The organism is Sphingobacterium sp. IITKGP-BTPF85, assembly GCF_001006065.1.
GTDB classification, from domain to species: domain Bacteria; phylum Bacteroidota; class Bacteroidia; order Sphingobacteriales; family Sphingobacteriaceae; genus Sphingobacterium; species Sphingobacterium anhuiense.
Map to the genome: position 1 here is coordinate 1 of NZ_ASZT02000059.1, position 21,331 is coordinate 21,331.

Genomic DNA, 21,331 nt, shown 5'->3' on the forward strand with positions numbered 1-21,331 from the left:
AATATCGTTTTAAACTTAAATTGTTTCCTGAAAATATGAATAATATAACTACATAAAATATTTATCAACCATCTATTGTTCTATTTTGAAAGATTTATTTTTTGTTTTTATATTATCGTCTAATTCGACAGTTTTGAAATTAATTTATGGGCACATTTTACAAAGCCATTGAGCTCGTCACGTTGCTGCAAAATAAAACTATTCTCAGATAATTTGCCAACAACCAAATCACGTTCTTCTTCACTGTTGTATACCATATTTCGAAAAGGATTCTCGTAATCTTTCGCCCTACTTGCGTAAATTTCATCAACCATCCATGTTCGATGCGAGATCGCTTCTTTCAGCCAAGCTTGCACAATTTCAATCGATATAGATTCAGATGTTACGTCTGTAATTTCGAGTAACGATGCAAATGCATGCGCTCTTTTTGTTTCTAAGTAAGATCGACTCAATTCATGATAATATTTATGGATATCTTCCCAATCATCAATCTTGCCTGATTTAATTTCACGAAGCAATTGATCAATAGCATTTTTTTCTATCAATTGCCCACCGATATTTTCCCACTCTAGGCGTTGACTATTTGTCATCTCATTTTTCAACTCTTCAAAGCTATGAGTTTCTAAAAAGTCAATCATATGAATGGTTCCGTAGTATTTGATAAAACGCTTAAAAAGTGGATAAGCAGTGCCAATTTTGACCAATTCCACTTTCCTTTTCGAATGTTCAAATCCTTTTACAAGAACTGATGTAGGTATCTGATCTAGCGGTCCAGTCAATTTTGCTCTACCAGCTCGAATAATTTCTTCTTTGGTGAGTGAATTGCTCTCTTCATTCATCTGTGAACCAACTTCCAATTCAATAATGCGCAAGGAATTGAAAAGCTCATTGATCGTATCTGGAGCAAGCATATCATACTCTAAATATTGATTTTTCAATAAACGTTTATCTCTACTTGCGTACTTATTTGCATTACGAACAAGCGCATACATATTATACATAAACCAATAACCAGGTATGATCATTAATTTATCGTTTTTAACATCATTGTTGACCAAAGAAAATGGAATCGGAATATCCATTTCATATGGAAAATCACCCTTAACTAGAAGTGTATAAGATGCAAATCTTGAATTATGCTTTAAACTAACACATAGACCTGGCCAGAAACCCCTTCCTGCAATAATTTCACCATCTGCAGCTCTAGAATTATGATTCGAACCAACTGTCGCACCTGCAGCCATATTACTCTGCCCCATGATCGTTGCCGCGCATAAGAAAGAATTGTTATGATGCTGCTCATGTGCAGGAAAGATTAAAGAATTTAGAACTTCGCAACACGAAATAGTTGAGTTATCTCCTAAAAAAGAATTTATAAGACGAGCGCCATATTTCAATTGTGAAAAAGACGACAAAATAAACCTTACGGCTTTAACTCCGTAGAATATACGGCATCCATATCCGACAATTCCATTGACCAATTCACAACCCTCACCGATTTGTGTAAATGCTTCGGGCGAAGAATTAATGGTAAGATTTTTCAGTTTATTGATTCCTTTAATATATGCATCTGAACCAATTTGCACATTTTTTATATTCTGCGAATTTTTAATGATACAGCGATCGCCAATCATACTATAGGTGCCTCGTACTGTGGAAAATCTCTTTTCAGTCAGCTCCTTGAATCTATGCTGCAAAACAGTATCTTGCCTATTTCGTGTCCACAAATAAGCATCCGCTGCTTGCATCCCATCAAAAGGAAGAATAGAGCGTACCCCATTTTCGTTACATAGCTCCAATGCTATCCGTAGATCTTCAGCCTCCCCTTCTCGTAAAACTCCATTTCCAAATTTAGCAGTACTACTCGTCTCCATTTCGCTGATGTTACTTAATATAACATCGTTACCAATAATGAAATGAGACATATAACGGACATGGTGTATAGCCACGTAATCACCCAAATCAGAACTTACAATAGTGCTATTATAAATACCTGATTCCAGTTTAAGATTACGATATTCTAAATAGGTTGGTGCCATATGACCAATTCGAACCAACCCAAAGAAATTACTCTGTCTAATTTGATAAGGGATAAATGATTCACTTACCAAGATATTCTCCCAATTATCTGCCCTATTACCATTTTCGATAAGAATGACGATTTCTTCTACTGTCAAATTCCTATAATCTGAACGTGGATTTTGTTCAAAACGATGATGATTTTCATCTTTCCCTTTTGGTATAAATACCTGTGGAATAAAATCAAAACCTAATCGAGTGATGCTACCTTTTTTTATTTGACTCATATTTTTATTCAACAGTCACAGATTTGGCTAGATTACGAGGTTTGTCAACATCTTGATTACGTTCAACGCCCATATAATATGATAATAATTGCAATGGAATAACGGATAAAATAGGTGCTACAATTTCATCAGCATCCGGAATTTCGATATAATCTTCCGCCAACCCTTTTGATACTTCATCTCCCTCAGTAATAACCGCTATAATACGACCTTTTCTGGCCTTCACTTCCTGAATATTACTCACAATTTTTTCATGATAGCGGTCCTTGGTAGCCACAAATACTACTGGAAGATTTTCATCTACTAATGCAATAGGTCCGTGCTTCATCTCTGCTGCCGGATACCCTTCTGCATGGATATACGTAATTTCCTTTAGTTTTAAGGCTCCTTCTAATGCAATAGGGAAATTATATCCTCTACCTAAATATAGAAAATCTCTTGCGTCCTTATATTTACGAGCTATTTCTCTGATTTTTGGAAGCTGCGTATCTAAAATCGTTTGTACTTTATCTGGAACTGCACTCAGTTCTTTTAAAAGATGTGCATATTGCTGCTCGTCAATTGTTTTTTTGATATGCGCTATTTTAATTGCTATTAATTCAAGAACTGTTAACTGCGCAGTGAATGCCTTTGTACTTGCCACTCCAATCTCTGGACCAGCGTGCGTATACGCACCAGCATGTGATAATCTTGCAATAGATGATCCTACAACATTCACAACTCCCAATATAATTGCGCCTTTGCTTTTCGCATTTTCTAAGGCAACCAATGTATCAGCTGTTTCACCGCTCTGTGATATCGCCAAAATAACATCTCCTTCATTGACAATAGGGTTTCGATAACGAAATTCTGAAGCATACTCCACTTCAACATTGATACGGCAAAGCTCTTCAATTAAATACTCAGCTACTAGTCCGGCATGCAACTTGTACCACATGAGACGATAACTATTCGATTTGCTTTACAAATCTGCTCTGCGTATTGCTCAATACCGCTCAATGTAATGGTCAGTTTATCTAAATCCAAACGTCCACGCATTGAATCAAAAATAGCTTGCGGCTGTTCTATAATTTCTTTGAGCATAAAGTGATCATAGCCTCCTTTTTCAATCGCAGCCAATTCCAGATCTAACTTTTGAACATAAGGTGTAACACGCTCATTTCCTATATTTTTTAATATTAATTCATCAGGTTTAACAATGGCCAATTCGTAATCATTGATATACACAACCTCATTGGTATATGCTAACATTGGAGATGCATCGGAACCAAGAAAATGCTCTCCTTTACCAATACCGATCACCAATGGACTTCCTTTACGTGCCGCAATGATGGTTTCAGGATGTTCCGGTTCTATCAATAAAATAACATAAGCACCAACAACCCGTTTTAAAGCAATACGTACTGCTTCCTCTAAACTACAGGCATTATTTTTCTTAATTTCAGAAATAAAATAGAGTAAAACTTCGGTATCTGTATCGCTTTTAAACTCATACCCTTTACTGATTAATTCATTTTTTATAGTTTGATAATTTTCAATAATACCATTATGAATCATGGCAATTTGACCATCAGGTGTATAATGTGGATGAGCATTTCTGTCGGAAGGCTCACCGTGTGTAGCCCATCTGGTATGTCCAATAGCGGTATGTGAACTAACATCATGGCCAGAAACGGCAGTTTCCAAATTTGCTACTTTACCTGCTTTTTTAAAAACATTGAGCTTGTTTTCTTGAACTAATGCTATACCAGCACTATCATATCCACGATATTCTAATCTCTTAAGTCCATCAAGCACGATAGAAAATGCCTGACGCGGACCCGTGTAACCAACTATTCCACACATAATTTATTATTAACGTTATTAATTTAAACAATTGAATCAAAATTAGCATTTTTTTTAATGCAATCGATTGTTTGAAATAATTTTATCAAAATTTAACATAAATTAAATACGAACAGTAACAAAAGAAGAAAGCCTTGCAGTTTTGCAAGGCTTTCTTCTTTTAAATAAACTTATGAAAAATATTTAGTGCTTGCTGGACATTTCATCCACATAATCATCACTTGGAACATAGTCTGCAACCATTTCTGCTTCGTAATCTACCTTTTCATGATTACCCAATCTTCTTTGAATGCCATCGAAAAGAGAGTAAACAACTGGTACGATTATCAGCGTAAGAAACAACGATGACAATAAACCTCCAATAATCACAATTGCAATACCACGGTTCATGTCAGCACCGTCACCTTGCGCCATTGCAATCGGAACCATACCAATAACCATTGCGATAGTTGTCATTAAAATAGGACGTAAACGTGCATGGTTTGCCGCAATTAATGATTCATATGTACTAAAACCGGCGTCTTTCTTATGATTTGCAAAGTCAACCAACATAATGGCATTTTTCGCAACTAAACCAATCAACATAATAATACCTAAAATAGTAAAGATATTTAAAGTCTGGTTCGTCAATGCTAATAACAAAAATGCACCAATGAAAGATAATGGGATTGAAAACAATACAATAAATGGCGTTGCAAAACTATCGTACAAGGCTACCATCACAAAATATACTAAAATAATAGAAGCTAATAATGCAATACCTAATGTACCGAAACCTTCTTGCTGATTCTCCATATTACCACCCCACTTGAACGATACACCTGGTTTAAGTTCAAGTTTCTTAAATTCAGTTTCCCATTCAGTCGCTATCGTACCAGCAGGTTTACCGACAACTTGCGCTTGTACTGAAACAGATGGTGACTTATCACGTCTCTCCAATAAAGTTGGCCCAGATCCATATTCGATATCTGCAAATTGTTCTAAGGAAATCGACTCGCCCTTCGCATTAATGAATTTTAAGTTTTTCACATTATCCATACTCGTTCTCCCAGATTGATCATAACGAATGTTGATATCATATTCTGTATCACCAGCACGGTATTTTGTATCAGTATTACCAGAGAATGCTGTCTGCATCGTCATACCTACAGAAGCGACATTTAATCCCAGAGCATTCATCTTGTCACGATCTAATTGCACATTGATCTCCGGATTACCATCTTCTGATGTCAATTTTACTTCCGTTGCCCCTGAAATATTACGCAATAATGCGGCAGCCTTATCGGCAAATTCTAAGGCATCTTTTTGCGATGATGCAATTACAGTTAAATTTAATGGAGCCTGCTCTGCACCCATAATACCAATTGAAACCGTTTTCACTTTAGCTCCAACTAAATGCTCTTCCATCTCTCGTTTCAACTTCGCTGCATACACCTTTGTTGGAACTAATTTGTTTTGACCATCTTTCAAATAAATCTGCATTTCAGATTTATACTTCGTTCCTGAAGTACCAGCCATCATACCATCAGACGCCTGTCCCACAGTTGTGATCACTCTTTCGATCTCTGGTTTAGCCGCTAAAAATGATTCAGCTTTTTGTGTCATAAAGTTGGTTTGTTCAATCGAAGCATCTTTATTAAGTTCTAGCTGTAAATAGAATTCTCCTTTATCATTACCAGGAAAGAAATCTGTACCAATATAACCCATCACCAATAAACTAATGGATGCGGCAAACATCACGATCGTAACGACCAGTGTAATTACCTTATTCCAGCGATTACGTAATGCCCATTCTAAAATGCCAGAAATCCAATGTGTCAATTTCTGTAATCCTGCTTCAAATTTTTCTAAAATTCTACCAAAAAAGTCGCATTGCTAATGTGTGACAATTTTCCAAAACGTGAATACAACCAAGGTACTACGGTAAATGAAACAAGTAAAGAGATTAATGTTGCAAAAATAACCGTTACACAAAATTGACGCAAGATGTCAGATACTAAACCTGATGATAAAGCAATCGGTAAGAATACAACGACAATTACTAACGTAATGGCAGTTACGGTAAAACCAATTTCTGCAGCACCATCATACGCTGCACGAATCTTGCTTTTACCCATTTGCATGTGCCTGTGAATATTCTCAATAACAACGATCGCATCATCCACCAAAATACCAACCACTAGGGAAAGACCTAATAAAGACATTAAGTTAAGCGTATACCCCATTACATAAAGCCCGATAAAAGTTGCAATCAATGACAAAGGAATAGCTACAACAGCGATAAAGGCATCACGTAAACTATGCAAGAAAAACAACATGATAAAACCTACCAAAGCAACAGCGATCATTAAATCGTGCATTACGTTACTTGCGGCATTAATGGTGTATTCAGTCGAATCACTCGCGACATCAATTTTGATTTTTTGTTCCTTGTAATCTTTTTCTACAACCTCGATTGTCTTTTTAACAAGTTTCGATACAGCAACCGCATTGGCATCTGACTGCTTGAAAACCTGCATTAAAATGGTGTTTTTTTGGTCAATACGAGATATCTTTTCAATATCCTTGATACCATCCTGAACATCTGCAACATCACTTAAACGAATTGATACACCAGAAGGCGTAGTGATCGGAAGATTACGCATTTGGTCCAATGAAGTAAATTTACCCGATAGGCGGATTGTTGTCTGATTGTCTCTCGACTTAATGCTACCTGTTGGAAAATCTAAGTTAGAAGATGCAATTATTTTTTGCACATCACTGATCGTAAGGCCATATCCTTCTAATTTTTCAGGATTAGCACTTACTTGGATTTCGCGTTCTTCACCACCGGTCAAATCTACTTTTGCAACACCTAATATCCGGGCAAAAACAGGTTGAATCTTTTGATCTAATAAGTCGTATAATTCTTTTTCAGATAAGCTTGACGTTACTGAAAGGTTCATTATCGCCACATCATCGAGTGAAAATTTACTTAACGATGGGGTTTCGGCATCTTCCGGTAAATCATTGATCACAGCATTGATTTTACGTTGTGCATCAGTCAAAAGAAAGTTGACATCGGCACCTGTATTTAACGTAATCATGACGACCGAAACACTTTCCATAGATTTTGTTTCAATCTTCTTTACGTTCTCTAAAGATGAAACGGCATCTTCTATTACTTTAGAAACAGATGTTTCTACTTCCGAAGGAGCAGCTCCGGGATAGACGGTCTGTACAGTTATAACATTCACATCAAATTTAGGAACTAATTCGTAGCCTAAATTCAAATAAGATCCGATACCACCTAATGTCAATAATAAAAATATGACAATGATGATACTCGGTCGTTTTATAGATATTTCAGAAATTTTCATTTAAACTTACGTTAATTATTTAATGATTTCTACAGCAGTACCATCCAATAAATTGATCTGTCCTGTCGTAATGACTTGTGCACCACTTTCAATACCTGAAATGATTTCAACCTGATCTCCAAACACACGACCAGCAGTTACTTTAGTTAATACCGCTTTTCCGTCTTTAACAACAAATACCTGATTCGAGCTTACACTACCGACAAAAGCATCTCTAGGAACAACTAATGCTTGAGCAGTCTGATCATCACCAAAATAAGCTGTTCCGTACATTCCTGCCTTTAAATCATTAGCAGCATTATTACTTATTTCCAATTCAACAGGGAAATTTAGACTTCCATCTGCTTTGGGCGCAATAAATGTGACTTTACCTTGGAAGGTTTTATTAGCTAACACTGCTGACTGAACCTTGATGTTTTGACCTAATTTGACAAATCCTATATTTTTCTCGTCTACGTTTACCTTCAATTTTAATGAAGACACATTGACGATTTCAAACATTTCATTTCCTGGGCTTACATATGAACCCGGCTCAATACTTCTCTTATTGACAATACCAGCAAATGAAGCTTTTACGTTAACATCTGAGGCCGTGATCTGTGATGAGCGTAAATTGTTTTTTGCATTTTCCAATTGCAATTTCATCTGATCTAATTGCTGTTTCGTAACACCACCTGTTGCAAATGCACTTTCAAATCGAGCTACCTCATTTTTCGCATTATCGTAAACCGCCTGCGCATTGTTTACACTTACATTTTGCTTATCTCCAACAATAATGGCTAATGTCTGTCCTACTTTTACATAATCACCTTCATCTACAAGTACACGAGCTACACGTCCAGCAACTTCTGAAGAAAGTTTAACTTCTTGTTTAGGAAGGAAGTTCCATTTGTTACGTATACTGTATTGACATCCTTAATGCCTGCCTCAGCAATACGAACAGCAACTGCTGCATTTTTTTGCGCTACTACAGCTGTTTGAGCTTCATTCTCCTTTTTATTTTTTTTCAACACATACATAATACCTGCTAATGCAGCAATAACTATGATTCCTGTTATAAATATCTTTTTCATATATCGGTTACTATTTGCTATTTAATAATGTATTTAATTCCCCTTTAGCCTTAATCAATTGAACCTCAGCTACTTTGTAATTTAATAATGATGTACTTAAATTGTTTTGTGCATCTGCATAAGCATTTTCAGCATCTAATAAATCTGTGAGCGTTGCTAATCCATTTTTATAATTATTCTGCGTGTTATCCAAAACTTCTTTCGCTAATTGTACATTTTCGCGATTACTATTAATTGTCAATAGACTATTTGTAATCTGCGATTTGGCATTTTCATTGGATAAACTCAGAGCCAATTTAGTATCTTCCAAATCAACCTGCGCTTGTTTCAACTGAATAGTAGCTTGGTTAATTTTGGCTTTTGTTGTTCCTCCAGTAAAAATAGGAACTGAGAGATTTAAGCCTAAACCAGAAAAACCCGACCATTTAACTCCTTCATTTTTTGCGAAAATTGGGAAAGTTGGTCCCATTCCTAAATATCCTAAATTACCAGAAAAAGAAAGTTTAGGGTAAAGTTCAGCTTTCATAGCATTTCTATTCAACTCCAATAGTTGGTTTTGCTTTTCCAGCAATCTAACTTCAGTTCTTGATGCTAATTCTGCCGCTGCTAAATCAGCTGTTGATAAGTTTATTTCAAAAGTCTCATTGGGAAGTTTAACTTCCTGTTGCATAGGCATACCAATAGCAAATTTCAACGCATTTTCTTTCAATTCCAATGCATTAATCAAAATTTGACGGTTTGCTTTTAAATTATTGACAGCTACACTTGTACGGTCCAAATCAATTTTCTTTCCCAAACCCGCCTGTACCAAACCCGCGATCACATCTCTTGTTTTAGTTGTGCTATTTAAATTATTATCAACGGTCTCTAGTTGTAACTGTGTCTGAAAAACATCATAATACGCATTTGCGACCTTTTCAATTAATTGCTCATCAGACAAGCTTTTATTAATGATATAGAACTCTTTTGTAGTTTTTGCGGCTTTTAAACCCGTAAATAATGATTGGTTAAATAGCTGCTGATTAACCTGCAGGGAAGCATTTGATTGCCACTTTTGCCCCATTGCGACCATTACTGTTTCACCGGGTTTTCCAATAATTTCTCCAGGTAGTGCCACCTTCTGTAACATTGGGTTATATGTCAATGTACCTGCACCACTAATCTGCGGAAGAGCTCCCCCTCGGACTTCGTCAATTTTATACTGGGCGTTCTCTAAATCAAGTGTTGATTTTTTGCCTCTGCTTTGTTTTCCAGCGCATACTTAAGAGCTTGGTTCAATGTTAATATTTCCTGCGCATGCGCGAAATTCACTGAAAACAAAGCGGCTAATAGCACTCCTACTATTTTTATCTTTTTCATTTTTATAATTAATTCGAAACCGTATTAAACTTTAAACCATTGTATATTAACATTGTTGCATCTTTTTGCTTCTGTAAAACATCGCCCACATTACATTGCGTTGGAATTCCGGTAAACACATCACATAATATTCCTACTAATCCGATACTTTTCATTAGGTAAACGTACATTTCACTTGTTTTATGTACATCCTCTATAGCAAGTTCTTTATTATCTACTCCATTTTGAAATAATTTTGCAACTTCGATAACTTCCTTTTCATGTATTTGACGCATCAATGTTTGCAATGGCGCACCTTTTATCCATTCCATGTTTTCATTCATATGCAACATATAATGACGCTCTATAAATGCTGATTTTAAATCCAACAAATCTAAAAGAAGATTAATGACGGAAGATTTAGACTTCTTAATTAGTTCTTGTTCTTGCTTCCTGAAATCATCTGTGACAGATAAGATCACATCATGCACTAATGTTGTTTTATCAGGATAATAGTAATAAAGGTTTGCCTTGGTAATTTTAACATCTTCTGCAATCTCATTCATGGTTGTTTTAGAAAAGCCATAGTGCGCAAATCTTCTAATAGCTGCGGCAATAATGAACTCTTTCTTATTATCATTGTTTGTTGACATACTTAATTCTAAACTTTTGACTTTATGTAAACTTTGGTCAAATATACAAAAAGTGAAAAACACTCACAATTTAATTGTCAACAGATCGTCAATTTTTAAAATAAAAAAAGTGCATACTATACGATATGCACTTTTTTTATTTTAAACTTATAACTGTTAAAAAGTTATACTGTTTTGAAATTGCTTTAAAAACTTGCGTTTATCCAACTTGTAAAGCCTTGCCGCACGATAAGCTACTCCTTTTTGAACTTCGTCCAATTCTTTAAGAAAACCGTAGTTAATCATTTTTTTTCTAAAATTTCTTTTATCCAATTCTCTTCCCAAAATACTTTCATAGACCATTTGTAACTGTGTCAACGTAAATTTGTCTGGCAACAGTTCAAAAGCGATGGGTGTATTAGCGATACGACGTCTCAATTTTTCAACACTTTGTTTTAAAATTGTACTATGATCAAAAGCCAAATCTGGCACTTTATTTAAAGGGAACCATTTGGCCTGTCGCATATAAGAAGTAACTGGCTTTAACTTAATTTTTGTCTTGTCCAATTGTAGTAAAGCATAGTAAGCAACTGTCAAGATCCTTCCCTGAGGATGTCTTTTTAAACCTGCAAAGGCATACAATTGATCCAAAAACACATCCTTAAGACCTGTATTTTCATATAATATCCGCTTAACAGCATCCTCCATTTCTTCATCATTATTAACAAAAAAACCAGGCAACGCCCACCAATCCTTAAAAGGATATTCATTTCTCTCCGTTAGTAGAACATGTAGTTCCCCCTCATAAAAACCGAAAATGACACAATCGACTGTAAATGTAGTATACAAAACTTTTCTAATTTATTATCTTTACTTAAACCAATGAGTTGAATATGTAGCTTATGCTATAAAGTTAATAACTTTACCTTAATTTTTATCGAAACAAAAAAATAAAAAATAATTTCAATAGTGTAAAAAATACACTATATTCGTACAACCTAAAATTTTTGACAGTGGTGAATATTAAAAGAATCGGAGTTTTTACATCAGGCGGAGACGCTCCAGGCATGAATGCTTGCATTCGAGCGGTTGTCCGTACAGCATTATACGAAAAATTAAGTGTTACCGGTATATACCAAGGATATCAAGGTATGTTGGACGGTAACTTTACAGAAATGACATCACGTTCGGTTAGTAATATTATCCAATTAGGCGGAACTATTCTTAAAACAGCGAGATGTCTCGAATTTAAAACAAAAGAAGGAAGAGCAAAAGCTTACGAAAATGTAAAAGCGGCCGGTATTGATGCTTTGGTTGCTATAGGTGGAGATGGAACTTTTACAGGTGCAGACTTTTTCTCAAAAGAATATGATATTCCAGTTATTTGTATCCCTGGTACAATCGATAACGATTTATACGGATCTGATTTCACATTAGGTTATGATACGGCAACTAATACAGTTATCGAAGCAATAGATAAAATTAGAGATACAGCTGCATCCCATGAGCGTTTATTTTTCATTGAAGTTATGGGAAGAGACTCTGGCTGTATTGCCTTGAATGCTGGCATAGCTGGTGGTGCAGAAGCAATTTTGTTGCCAGAAAAGGAAACAGCGATAGATGAATTAATTGCTCACTTATCAGCTGCAGATGGCCGTGGAAAAAAATCATCTTCAATTGTTATTGTCGCAGAAGGTGATCAAAACGGAGGTGCCTATAATGTAGCCAAAAAAGTGAAAGAAAAATTTGATTATTATGACACAAAAGTTAGTATCTTAGGGCACTTACAACGCGGTGGTTCTCCATCAAGCTTTGATCGGGTACTTGCGAGCCGTTTAGGTTTTGCTGCCGTAAAAGAATTACTAAAAGGAAACAATCGTATGACTGTTGGTGTTAGAGGGAATGAAGTTGTTACGACTCCACTAGAGGAGGCTATTAATAATAAAGAATACAAATTAAGTTCTGATATGTTAGAACTTGTTCAAGTATTGGCTATTTAAAATAAAAAATAGAGAATTCAGATGATTGCAGTGGTCTACAGTGGTTCAAAATTTGCAGATTGGAGATTAGCCGATAAAGGTCGTGTGATCACGGGCTTTCGTACAAGTGGAATTAACCCTTATTTGCAAGACGAGCGATATATTGCACAACTTTTAAATAAAAATACCAATTTGATCAATAATGCTGAAAAGATCAAACGGATTTATTTTTTTGGTGCTGGCTCATCTTCTCCGGAACGCAAGAACAAAATCAAAACTGTATTTGAAAAATTCTTTATTAACGCGAAAGTAAAGGTGGAACATGATGTTATCGCCTCTGCAATTTCTTCTTTTGGCGATGAAAAAGGCATTATTGGCATTATCGGAAGTGGTTCAAATGCGGCATTTTATACGGGAAAAAAAGTTATCCCAAATAATTATGGCCTCGGTTATATTTTAGCCGATGAAGGATCTACGAATTGGACATCAAGAATGTTGTTAAAACATTATTTAACAGATACACTTCCGCAGGATCTGCAGGATAAACTATTAAATAAATATGCTATTGATCGAAAAATAATCTTGGAAAAGGTTTATAATTCCCCTCAACCAACTATTTTTCTCAATTCATTCTCCGAATTTGTATTGGAAAACAAAAATCATCCATTCATTATTCAGATTGTAAAAAATGGATTTCGTTTGTTTCTTAAAACTTTCATTAAACCATTGTACAAGGAACATCCTGATAATGACATTCACTTTACAGGTTCCGTAGCCGCTAATTTTGAAAATTTGCTAAAAGAGGTGGCAACGGAAGAATTTAATATATCAATAGGGACAATTATAAAGGAACCTATTCATAATCTTATAAAATATTATATCAATAAAAATTAATAATATGAAAATTGGAATTAACGGATTTGGCCGTATTGGTCGTTTAGCATTCAGAGCTGCGGTAAATCGTCCAGATGTTGAAGTTGTTGGTATCAATGACTTGGTGGAGCCAGATTATATGGCGTATATGTTGAAATATGATTCAACACATGGTAAATTCGATGGAACAGTAGAGGTTGTTAACGGAAACTTAGTGGTTAACGGAAAAACAATTCGTGTTACAGCAGAAAAAGATCCTGCAAACTTAAAATGGAATGAAGTTGGTGCAGAAGTTATTATTGAATCTACAGGTTTCTTCTTGACACAAGAATTAGCACAGAAACACATTGATGCTGGTGCGAAAAAAGTAGTAATGTCAGCACCTGCTAAAGATGATACTCCTACTTTCGTTATGGGTGTTAATCATAAAGACTTAAAAGCTGATCAACATATCGTTTCTAACGCTTCATGTACAACAAATTGTTTAGCACCTGTTGCTAAAGTATTAAACGACAAATTTGGTATCGTTGAAGGTTTAATGACAACTGTACACGCTGTTACTGCAACTCAAAAAACAGTTGATGGACCTTCAGTGAAAGACTGGAGAGGTGGACGTGGTGCTTATCAAAACATCATCCCTTCTTCTACTGGTGCAGCTAAAGCTGTTGGTTTAGTTTTACCTGAATTAAAAGGTAAATTAACAGGTATGTCTTTACGCGTTCCTACAGCAGACGTTTCTGTTGTTGATTTAACAGTACGTTTAGCAAAATCTGCTACTTACGAAGAAATCAAAGCGGCTATGAAGGAGGCTTCTGAAGGTGACTTAAAAGGTATTTTAGGTTACACAGAAGACGAAGTTGTTTCAACTGATTTCGTAGGTGATGCGCGCACATCTATCTTTGATGCTAAAGCGGGTATTTCATTAAATGAAACTTCGTTAAAGTTATCTCTTGGTATGACAACGAGTGGGGTTACTCTAACAAGATCGTTGATTTAGTTCAAGAAATTGGTAAATTAGGTTAATCCTTATCCATTGAATAATAAAGGGCTTTTAATAAATATTAAAAGCCCTTTTTATTTCCTCAATAACTTCCTATGGTTATTGCTCGGCAATGATCGAGCGATCAAGATGAACATAACCACCATCAACATGAATCAACTGCCCTGTTGTATGACTAGATTTGTCGGACAAAAGAAATAATGCTGTATTAGCAATTTCCTCTGAAGTAGTCATTCTATGTTCTAGTGGAATACGATCTGTGATTTTCTTTAAAGTTTCTACAGGATTATCTAAAGTTTGTATCCAGGTATCATATTGTGGCGTAGCACATTCTGCGACGACAATTGCATTCACGCGGATTCGGTGTGGAAGCAGTTCCACAGCCCACTCTCTCGTTAGCGCATTTCTACCGCCATTAGAGGCTGCATAAGCTGATGTATTGCCTTGCCCTGTCTCTGCCGTCTTTGAAGTAATATTTACAATACTACCTTGTGATGCGATCAAAGCATCTAATGCATGATGCGCCATTAAATAATAATGAATTAGATTTTTATGTAAAGAAGCTAAAAAATTTTCATAATTACCAGAGGCTAAACCTACTCCGTCATTCACTCCTGCGTTATTCACTAAGCCATCTATACGCCCAAAATGAGTAATTGTTGTCGCAACTGCAGTCTCACAATCTTTCGGATCAGACAGTTCTGCCTGCACAGCAAAAGCCTGCCCGCCAAGAGCTTCTACTTCTTGCTTAACAAGATCATTATCAACCTGTCTACGTCCAACAATTACCGGAATAGCACCCTCTTTTGCCAAACCTAAAACAATTGCCTTACCAATGCCTTTTGCACCTCCTGTGACAATTATAACTTTATCTTTCAAATTCAAATTCATATTCTACCTTATAAATTATAGGTTTTTAATGCATTCAATCCCCAGAACGCCTCTTTCTCAGCAGTAGTAAATGCTTCCAATTTCGATTCCACAATGGTAACACTTTCTTCATAAGATGCTGCTAATAAACATACCGGCCAATCGGATCCAAACATAATTCGATCTTTACCAAATGAATCAAATACATGTCCTAAATACTGTGTAAAATCATCCAGTCGCCAACTTTTCCAGTCTGCCTCAGTAGCAAGACCAGAAACTTTGCAACTAACATTTGAAAAAGCTGCTAATTCTTCAATAAATAATGCCCATTCTTCAAACTCGCGTGATTTAATTGGGGGTTTAGCAATATGATCCAAAATAAATGTTTGGTTTGGATTTGATTGCACGCATGTTATAGCACCAGCATAATGACGAGGACGAATCAGAAGATCGTATGTATAATGATGTTTCGTTAGAGATTCTATCCCTTTTAAAAATGAATCTCGCTGTAAGAAATCGGGATCTTCCTCCCCTTCTACAATATGTCTAAATCCTTTAATAATAGCTTCATCTCTATACTGATGCAACTGTTCATCAATATTCGAAGCTCGTAAATCGACCCAACCAACGACTCCTTTTACAAAAGAATATTCTTTTGCCAATTGCACCAAATACTTTGTTTCTTCATCAGACTGATCTGCTTGAACAGCAATACAGCCATCAAAATCATTCTTTTCCAGTATAAACTGCAGATCTAGCGGAATAAAGTCTTGTTGTAAAACCTTCATTTCACTAGTAATCCAATTATGTCGTCTGGGATCGTACTGCCAGAAATGTTGATGAGCATCTATACGCATAAGAATTAATTATTTTGAATAAGCAATTACCTCTTGACGGGACTCACCTAGACCATCGGCACCCAATTCAATCACATCGCCAGGTTTTAAATAAATTGGAGGATTAAATCCTAATCCAACACCTGCTGGTGTACCAGTAGAAATTACGTCGCCCGGCAACAATGTCATAAATTGAGACACATAACTCACAATAAAAGGTACTGAAAAGATTAAATTTTTAGTACTTCCATTTTGATACATTTTACCATTTACCTTCAACCAGATATTGACGTCATTAATATCTTTGATTTCATCTTTAGTTGACAAAAAGGGTCCCATAGGAGCGAACGTATTACAACCTTTACCTTTATCCCATGTTCCACCACGTTCTAATTGATATTCACGTTCAGAAACATCATTATGCAACACATATCCCGCTACATAATCCAATGCAGTAGCTTCTTCCACATAAGATGCGGTTTTACCAATAACAATTCCGAACTCCACCTCCCAGTCAGTTTTAACAGAATCGCGAGGTATCATTACCTGATCGTATGGACCTACTAAAGAAGTAGTAGATTTCATAAAAATAATAGGTTCTGCAGGAATTGTAGCACCTGTTTCTTCTGCATGATCTTTGTAATTAAGACCAATACAAACTATTTTAGAAGGTCTTGCAAATGGTGCACCAATTCTTTCAGTATCTGGTACAGGAATTAATTTACCATTATTTGCTTTAACAAACTCTTCTAAAGCCTCTAAACCGTCATTCTCAAAAAAAGACTCATTATAATCACCTCCAAATGCAGATACATCATAATTTACACCATCTATCTGAACACCAATTTGTTCTTTTCCCGCTGCTCCAAAACGTATTAATTTCATATTTTCAATATTAATATTATATAAAGTGATCTCAAAAGATCCTTAATTTAATTATTTAGTTTTATAAAACCTCCATCAATGGGATAATCATTTCCAGTGATAAAACCGGCATCATCACTACATAAAAACAAAGCCAATTTAGCAATTTCTTCAGGTTGTGCCATACGTCCAATTGGTTGACTCTTTGACAATTTCTCAAAGACTTCTGCTTCTTGTCCTGGGTAGTTTTTGGCAATGAAACCATCCACAAATGGTGTGTGTACTCTTGCAGGTGAAATACTATTACATCTAATTCCATCAGCCATGTAATCACGAGCAACCGATAGTGACATTGCAAAAATGGCACCTTTACTCATTGAATATGCGAATCGATCTGTAATTCCGACCCAAGCTGCAATGGACGCTAGATTAAGAATTGCCCCGCCACCATTTTCCTTCATTTTTGGAACAACTGCATAAAGCGCATTATAAGCACCTTTAACATTTACATTAAATACTCTTTCAAAATCTTCAGTTTTACAATTTTCTAGATTTCCAACATGAGCGATACCTGCATTGTTAACTAAAATATCAATTTTACCGATAGTATTTACAATTGATAACACCTCATCCTGAAGACTTACATTACATGCATGGACAAATCCCCGTCCTCCTTGATTAGTTATTTCAGAAACGACACTTTGCCCCCCTTCAATATTTAGATCCAGAATATGAACAGTTGCTCCTTCTGCGGCAAAAAGCAAACTTATTGCACGACCTATTCCACTTCCACCACCTGTGATAACAGCTACTTTATTTTGCAATTTTGACATGTTATTATATTATTTATTATTAATATCTGATCCATGGTACTTCATGAACAGCTACCCAATGATTATTAAAATTTATTAACAAAAAGAACGTGTCTACCAAGCTTTACTGATAATCTTGACACAAAATTATGATTATAAAGATACGCCTCTTCTCCAAGGAATAAAGTCATCCTGTCCCAGAAGTACCGCTTTCGGCACCACTGCTCCGCTAGCCACTTCAATCACATAATCTAATATACGATGTGCCGCTTCTTGAATTGATTCCTCACCCTCGATAATAGTACCACAGTTAATATCGATGATATCTGGCATTTTCTCAAATGTCTTTGTATTTGTAGACAGTTTAATCACTGGAGTTATTGGATTACCCGTTGGTGTTCCTAGACCAGTGGTAAACAAAACAATGTTTGCTCCTGCAGCAACTTCTGCGGTAGTACTTTCAACATCATTTCCTGGTGTACATAGCAGATTAAGACCTGGCTTATTGGCTAACTCTGGATAATCAATTACTGCAGTTACAGGCGATGTACCGCCTTTCTTGGCAGCTCCAGCAGACTTTATTGCATCGGTGATCAGACCATCACGAATATTGCCAGGAGAAGGATTCATATAAAAACCAGAACCATCAGCCTCAGCTTTCGCATTATAAACACGCATTAACTCCATAAATTTATCCGCAGTCTCTTCATCTACACATCGGTCACTTAACTCTTGTTCTACCCCGCATAACTCTGGAAATTCAGCTAAAATAACAGATCCACCTAACGTTACTAAAATATCAGAAAGATATCCGAGAGCAGGATTTGCAGAGATACCAGAAAACCCATCGGATCCGCCACATTCAAGACCTATACATAATTTATCCAAGGTAGCGGGTTGACGTATACATTTATTTGCTTCCATCATTCCTGCAAATGTTGCCTTCACAGCCTTTTGCATTAATTCCTTCTCCGTACCTTCTTTTTGTTGTTCAAAAATATACAAAGGTTTATCAAACTTCGAATCCCTTTTCGCGATCTCCGCTTGTAATATTGAGGCTTGAGCATGTTGACAACCTAAACTTAAGATGGTTGCACCTGCTACATTTGGATGTGTAATATAGCCTGCAAGCAAACCACAAAGTGCATCCGAATCCATACGTGTACCGCCACAGCCCATTTCATGATTTAAAAACTTGATTCCATCGACATTTTCAAATAAGCGATGGTCGCTAGCTCGCGTTGCCGAAGAACTTAAATCCTGAGCAATGATCTGATTAATATCTGCACCTGATTGATATAAACGGATCAATTCATCCACTTCAGTGGTATAATCATTCGCCCTTACTTTATACCCCAACTTCTCTTCAAAAGCTGTCTTTAAAGTCAGGACATTTCTATTTTCACAAAAAACCAATGGGATTACTAACCAGTAATTAGCAGTACCGACCGATCCATTAGATCGATGAAAGCCATTGAAGGTTTTTGCTAAAAAAGATGAAACATCAGGTTTTATCCAGTCCGTTCTTCTTTTACTTAGCTTAAAATCATCGGCGGCATGACGTAGATTTTCTGTAGAAATCAAGGCGCCAGTTTCTAATGCACAGTTAACCTTTCCAACCAACACACCATACATATAAACCTCAGCATCCTGACTTAAAGGAGAGATGGTAAACTTATGTTTGGCAGCTACATCTTGCAATAAATGAAAACTGCTATTTTTCCATTCAATTAACGTTCCTTTAGGCAAATCTTGCAAAGCCACTAATACATTATCCTCTGGATGAATCTGCAAATATGTTTTTTTATCCTTTATCATTTTATTTCTTCAAATCAAATATCTGTTTCATTAAAACCCACTTCTCATTTTCTTTAGCTCCCGGAATAGCACTCTGGTACTTCCACATCAGCTGTTCCCATTCCTGAACTTTAGGATTGGTAGCATCCATATTTGCTTTTCTTTCAAATGTAAAAGTGTCATCCACTTCCATGATCATAAACAAGCGATTTTCAAATCTAAAAATTTGCATTTTAGTTACACCGGAATCTAAAATTGATTGTTGAATTTCCGAACTGACGCTCCTATGATATTTTTCATATTCAGCAATTAATTTGGGATCATTAACCAGATCTAAGGCAAAAGTATATTGAGTCATTTTACAATTATTATTCGTGAGAAGATTGTGTCTTTAAATTATTTTTATTAGCTAAAGAAAATAAAAGCACTACTACAAAACAGATCATCGGTACCCAGTAGCCCAATTGAAGATTACCAGTTTTATCTGAAATCAATCCCAATAAAGGTGGCAAAACCGCTCCACCTACAATCGACATAATGATTAAACTTGAAGCTGATTTCGTATCTGCCCCAATTCCCTCAACTCCGACCGCAAATATTGTGGGAAACATAATAGACATAAAAAATGCTACTGCAATTAATGCATAAACTGTTATTGTACCACTTCCGTATATCACAATAAATGACAATGCAATACAAATGATTGAATAAATCATCAGCAAAGTTAGCGGCTGTATAAATTTCATAAAAAATGTTCCAACAAAACGACCTAACATAAAAGCTAAACCTGCAAAACTAGCATATTTGGAAGCATTTAAGGGAGTGATTCCAGCAACCTCAGTGGCATAAAGTACCATAAAACTCAACACACACACCTGTGCTCCCACATAAAAAAACTGTCCGATTACTCCCCACTTTACATTTTATGCTTAAATGCATGAAAGAAACCAGCCTTTTGTTCGCCTTCATCATCTTTAATATCAGGAAGTTTAGTAAAAAAAGAATTGCGGCAACAATCAATATAATTAAGCCTAAAATCATATAAGGCGCTTTTACAGTTGCAGTCTCTGCCTGCATATAGGCTAATTTAACCTGTTCGCTCATGGCGGCAATCTCAGTATCAGATTTTGGTTGTTCTGCTAAAATAAATTTTCCGCCTAAGATTGGAGCTATAAATGCTGCCAGTCCATTAAAGGATTGGGCAAAATTCAATCGCTGCGTTGCTTTACTGGGGTCACCTAATACCGTAACATAGGGATTTGCCGCAGTTTCCAAAATAGTTAAACCACAAGCCACAACAAATAAAGCCGTTAAAAAGAATACATAACTAATCTGATTAGCTGCTGGTATAAATAAAAAACAACCAATAGCAAAAATTGTCAGACCTATTAAAATACCCGATTTATAACCATATTTTTTCATGATCATACCGGCCGGAATTGCTAGTAAAAAATAAGCAATAAAAACAGCTGAATCCACTAAAGAAGCCTGTAAATGCGTTAGACTAAATGCATTACGAAGATGCGGAATTAAAATAGGGTCCAAATTATGAACAAAGCCCCAAAAGAAAAAGAGGGATGTTACGAGTACAATCGCTAATTTATTATTTTTACTAACTGACATATAAAATATAATTTATCATTGGTTTATGTAAAATAAGGAATAATTAATGAAAGAAAATTTAAGTATTTTACCCAATTATTACGCTATATTACCATTCAAAATAGTAGAACTGTAAAATATAGTG

The 21,331-nt window shown here is 35.8% G+C and carries 19 protein-coding genes and 2 pseudogenes; 3 read left to right on the forward strand and 18 right to left on the reverse strand.

Annotated elements, in window-relative coordinates; genetic code table 11:
- Nucleotides 1-119: 119 nt before the first annotated feature.
- The 10 genes and pseudogenes from L950_RS12825 to L950_RS12855 all read right to left on the reverse strand — a co-directional run bounded on the left by L950_RS12825 (nt 120) and on the right by L950_RS12855 (nt 11,402).
- Entirely contained in the window at nt 120-2,306 is a 2,187-nt protein-coding gene (locus tag L950_RS12825) for a DUF4954 family protein (RefSeq protein WP_031288507.1), read from the reverse strand.
- A gap of 4 nt (nt 2,307-2,310) precedes the next feature.
- Nucleotides 2,311-4,151, reverse strand: a pseudogene (gene glmS / locus L950_RS12830) (glutamine--fructose-6-phosphate transaminase (isomerizing)).
- A 183-nt stretch (nt 4,152-4,334) separates the two neighbouring features.
- Nucleotides 4,335-5,972 (reverse strand): efflux RND transporter permease subunit, encoded by a 1,638-nt coding sequence (locus L950_RS35410; RefSeq protein WP_262507081.1) that lies wholly within the window; start codon nt 5,970-5,972, stop codon nt 4,335-4,337.
- Nucleotides 5,973-5,998: 26 nt separating this feature from the next.
- Nucleotides 5,999-7,510, reverse strand: a complete 1,512-nt coding sequence (locus L950_RS35415) for an efflux RND transporter permease subunit (protein WP_262507082.1) — start codon at nt 7,508-7,510, stop codon at nt 5,999-6,001.
- A gap of 15 nt (nt 7,511-7,525) precedes the next feature.
- A complete protein-coding gene (locus L950_RS12840) occupies nt 7,526-8,410 on the reverse strand; it encodes an efflux RND transporter periplasmic adaptor subunit (protein ID WP_231577241.1) in 885 nt (294 codons plus the stop codon).
- Complete coding sequence (locus tag L950_RS33165) at nt 8,341-8,583, reverse strand: hypothetical protein (RefSeq protein WP_231577235.1); 243 nt, start codon at nt 8,581-8,583, stop codon at nt 8,341-8,343. The genes L950_RS12840 and L950_RS33165 overlap by 70 nt, the downstream gene beginning before the upstream one ends.
- A gap of 10 nt (nt 8,584-8,593) precedes the next feature.
- Nucleotides 8,594-9,778, reverse strand: a complete 1,185-nt coding sequence (locus tag L950_RS12845) for a TolC family protein (RefSeq protein WP_231577242.1) — start codon at nt 9,776-9,778, stop codon at nt 8,594-8,596.
- A 17-nt stretch (nt 9,779-9,795) separates the two neighbouring features.
- Nucleotides 9,796-9,942 (reverse strand): hypothetical protein, encoded by a 147-nt coding sequence (locus L950_RS30115; protein WP_021190383.1) that lies wholly within the window; start codon nt 9,940-9,942, stop codon nt 9,796-9,798.
- Nucleotides 9,943-9,950: 8 nt separating this feature from the next.
- Nucleotides 9,951-10,574: a TetR/AcrR family transcriptional regulator gene (locus L950_RS26505; protein WP_021190384.1), complete on the reverse strand. Its 624-nt coding sequence runs from the start codon at nt 10,572-10,574 to the stop codon at nt 9,951-9,953.
- A 156-nt stretch (nt 10,575-10,730) separates the two neighbouring features.
- Entirely contained in the window at nt 10,731-11,402 is a 672-nt protein-coding gene (locus tag L950_RS12855; RefSeq protein WP_021190385.1) for an NUDIX hydrolase, read from the reverse strand.
- Nucleotides 11,403-11,566: 164 nt separating this feature from the next.
- On the opposite strand from L950_RS12855, the gene pfkA reads away from it, so the two are divergent.
- The 3 genes and pseudogenes from pfkA (at nt 11,567) to gap (ending at nt 14,428) form a co-directional block, all read left to right on the forward strand.
- Nucleotides 11,567-12,553 carry a 6-phosphofructokinase gene (gene pfkA / locus L950_RS12860; protein WP_021190386.1) on the forward strand — a complete coding sequence of 329 codons (987 nt, stop codon included), beginning with the start codon at nt 11,567-11,569 and terminating at the stop codon, nt 12,551-12,553.
- Nucleotides 12,554-12,574: 21 nt separating this feature from the next.
- Nucleotides 12,575-13,426 (forward strand): hypothetical protein, encoded by an 852-nt coding sequence (locus L950_RS12865; RefSeq protein ID WP_021190387.1) that lies wholly within the window; start codon nt 12,575-12,577, stop codon nt 13,424-13,426.
- Between the two features lie 4 nt (nt 13,427-13,430).
- A pseudogene (gene gap, locus L950_RS12870) lies at nt 13,431-14,428 on the forward strand (type I glyceraldehyde-3-phosphate dehydrogenase).
- A 76-nt stretch (nt 14,429-14,504) separates the two neighbouring features.
- Here gap and L950_RS12875 read toward each other — a convergent pair.
- The 8 genes from L950_RS12875 to L950_RS36525 all read right to left on the reverse strand — a co-directional run bounded on the left by L950_RS12875 (nt 14,505) and on the right by L950_RS36525 (nt 21,207).
- Nucleotides 14,505-15,296: an SDR family oxidoreductase gene (locus L950_RS12875; RefSeq protein ID WP_021190388.1), complete on the reverse strand. Its 792-nt coding sequence runs from the start codon at nt 15,294-15,296 to the stop codon at nt 14,505-14,507.
- 8 nt (nt 15,297-15,304) lie between these two features.
- A complete protein-coding gene (locus tag L950_RS12880; RefSeq protein ID WP_021190389.1) occupies nt 15,305-16,132 on the reverse strand; it encodes an amidohydrolase family protein in 828 nt (275 codons plus the stop codon).
- 9 nt (nt 16,133-16,141) lie between these two features.
- A complete protein-coding gene (locus L950_RS12885) occupies nt 16,142-16,996 on the reverse strand; it encodes a fumarylacetoacetate hydrolase family protein (protein WP_021190390.1) in 855 nt (284 codons plus the stop codon).
- A 47-nt stretch (nt 16,997-17,043) separates the two neighbouring features.
- On the reverse strand, nt 17,044-17,808 hold the full coding sequence (locus tag L950_RS12890) for an SDR family NAD(P)-dependent oxidoreductase (RefSeq protein ID WP_021190391.1): 765 nt from the start codon (nt 17,806-17,808) through the stop codon (nt 17,044-17,046).
- A 132-nt stretch (nt 17,809-17,940) separates the two neighbouring features.
- On the reverse strand, nt 17,941-19,605 hold the full coding sequence (locus L950_RS12895; RefSeq protein ID WP_021190392.1) for a UxaA family hydrolase: 1,665 nt from the start codon (nt 19,603-19,605) through the stop codon (nt 17,941-17,943).
- 1 nt (nt 19,606) lies between these two features.
- Nucleotides 19,607-19,942, reverse strand: a complete 336-nt coding sequence (locus L950_RS12900; protein WP_021190393.1) for an L-rhamnose mutarotase — start codon at nt 19,940-19,942, stop codon at nt 19,607-19,609.
- Nucleotides 19,943-19,952: 10 nt separating this feature from the next.
- Nucleotides 19,953-20,441 carry a hypothetical protein gene (locus L950_RS36520; protein ID WP_316930631.1) on the reverse strand — a complete coding sequence of 163 codons (489 nt, stop codon included), beginning with the start codon at nt 20,439-20,441 and terminating at the stop codon, nt 19,953-19,955.
- Nucleotides 20,422-21,207 (reverse strand): MFS transporter, encoded by a 786-nt coding sequence (locus L950_RS36525; RefSeq protein WP_316930632.1) that lies wholly within the window; start codon nt 21,205-21,207, stop codon nt 20,422-20,424. Before L950_RS36525 ends, L950_RS36520 begins: the two co-directional genes overlap by 20 nt.
- Nucleotides 21,208-21,331: the final 124 nt, after the last annotated feature.

Coding starts and splice junctions, on each gene's coding strand:
- L950_RS12825 (WP_031288507.1), bottom strand. CDS start 2,306: ATGAGTCAAATAAAAAAAGGTAGCATCACTCGATTAGGTTTTGATTTT.
- L950_RS12895 (WP_021190392.1), bottom strand. CDS start 19,605: ATGATAAAGGATAAAAAAACATATTTGCAGATTCATCCAGAGGATAAT.
- L950_RS12890 (WP_021190391.1), bottom strand. CDS start 17,808: ATGTCAAAATTGCAAAATAAAGTAGCTGTTATCACAGGTGGTGGAAGT.
- L950_RS12865 (WP_021190387.1), top strand. CDS start 12,575: ATGATTGCAGTGGTCTACAGTGGTTCAAAATTTGCAGATTGGAGATTA.
- L950_RS12900 (WP_021190393.1), bottom strand. CDS start 19,942: ATGACTCAATATACTTTTGCCTTAGATCTGGTTAATGATCCCAAATTA.
- L950_RS35415 (WP_262507082.1), bottom strand. CDS start 7,510: ATGAAAATTTCTGAAATATCTATAAAACGACCGAGTATCATCATTGTC.
- L950_RS26505 (WP_021190384.1), bottom strand. CDS start 10,574: ATGTCAACAAACAATGATAATAAGAAAGAGTTCATTATTGCCGCAGCT.
- L950_RS12885 (WP_021190390.1), bottom strand. CDS start 16,996: ATGAAATTAATACGTTTTGGAGCAGCGGGAAAAGAACAAATTGGTGTT.
- L950_RS33165 (WP_231577235.1), bottom strand. CDS start 8,583: ATGAAAAAGATATTTATAACAGGAATCATAGTTATTGCTGCATTAGCA.
- L950_RS12875 (WP_021190388.1), bottom strand. CDS start 15,296: ATGAATTTGAATTTGAAAGATAAAGTTATAATTGTCACAGGAGGTGCA.
- L950_RS12880 (WP_021190389.1), bottom strand. CDS start 16,132: ATGCGTATAGATGCTCATCAACATTTCTGGCAGTACGATCCCAGACGA.
- L950_RS30115 (WP_021190383.1), bottom strand. CDS start 9,942: ATGAAAAAGATAAAAATAGTAGGAGTGCTATTAGCCGCTTTGTTTTCA.
- L950_RS36520 (WP_316930631.1), bottom strand. CDS start 20,441: ATGGTACTTTATGCCACTGAGGTTGCTGGAATCACTCCCTTAAATGCT.
- L950_RS36525 (WP_316930632.1), bottom strand. CDS start 21,207: ATGTCAGTTAGTAAAAATAATAAATTAGCGATTGTACTCGTAACATCC.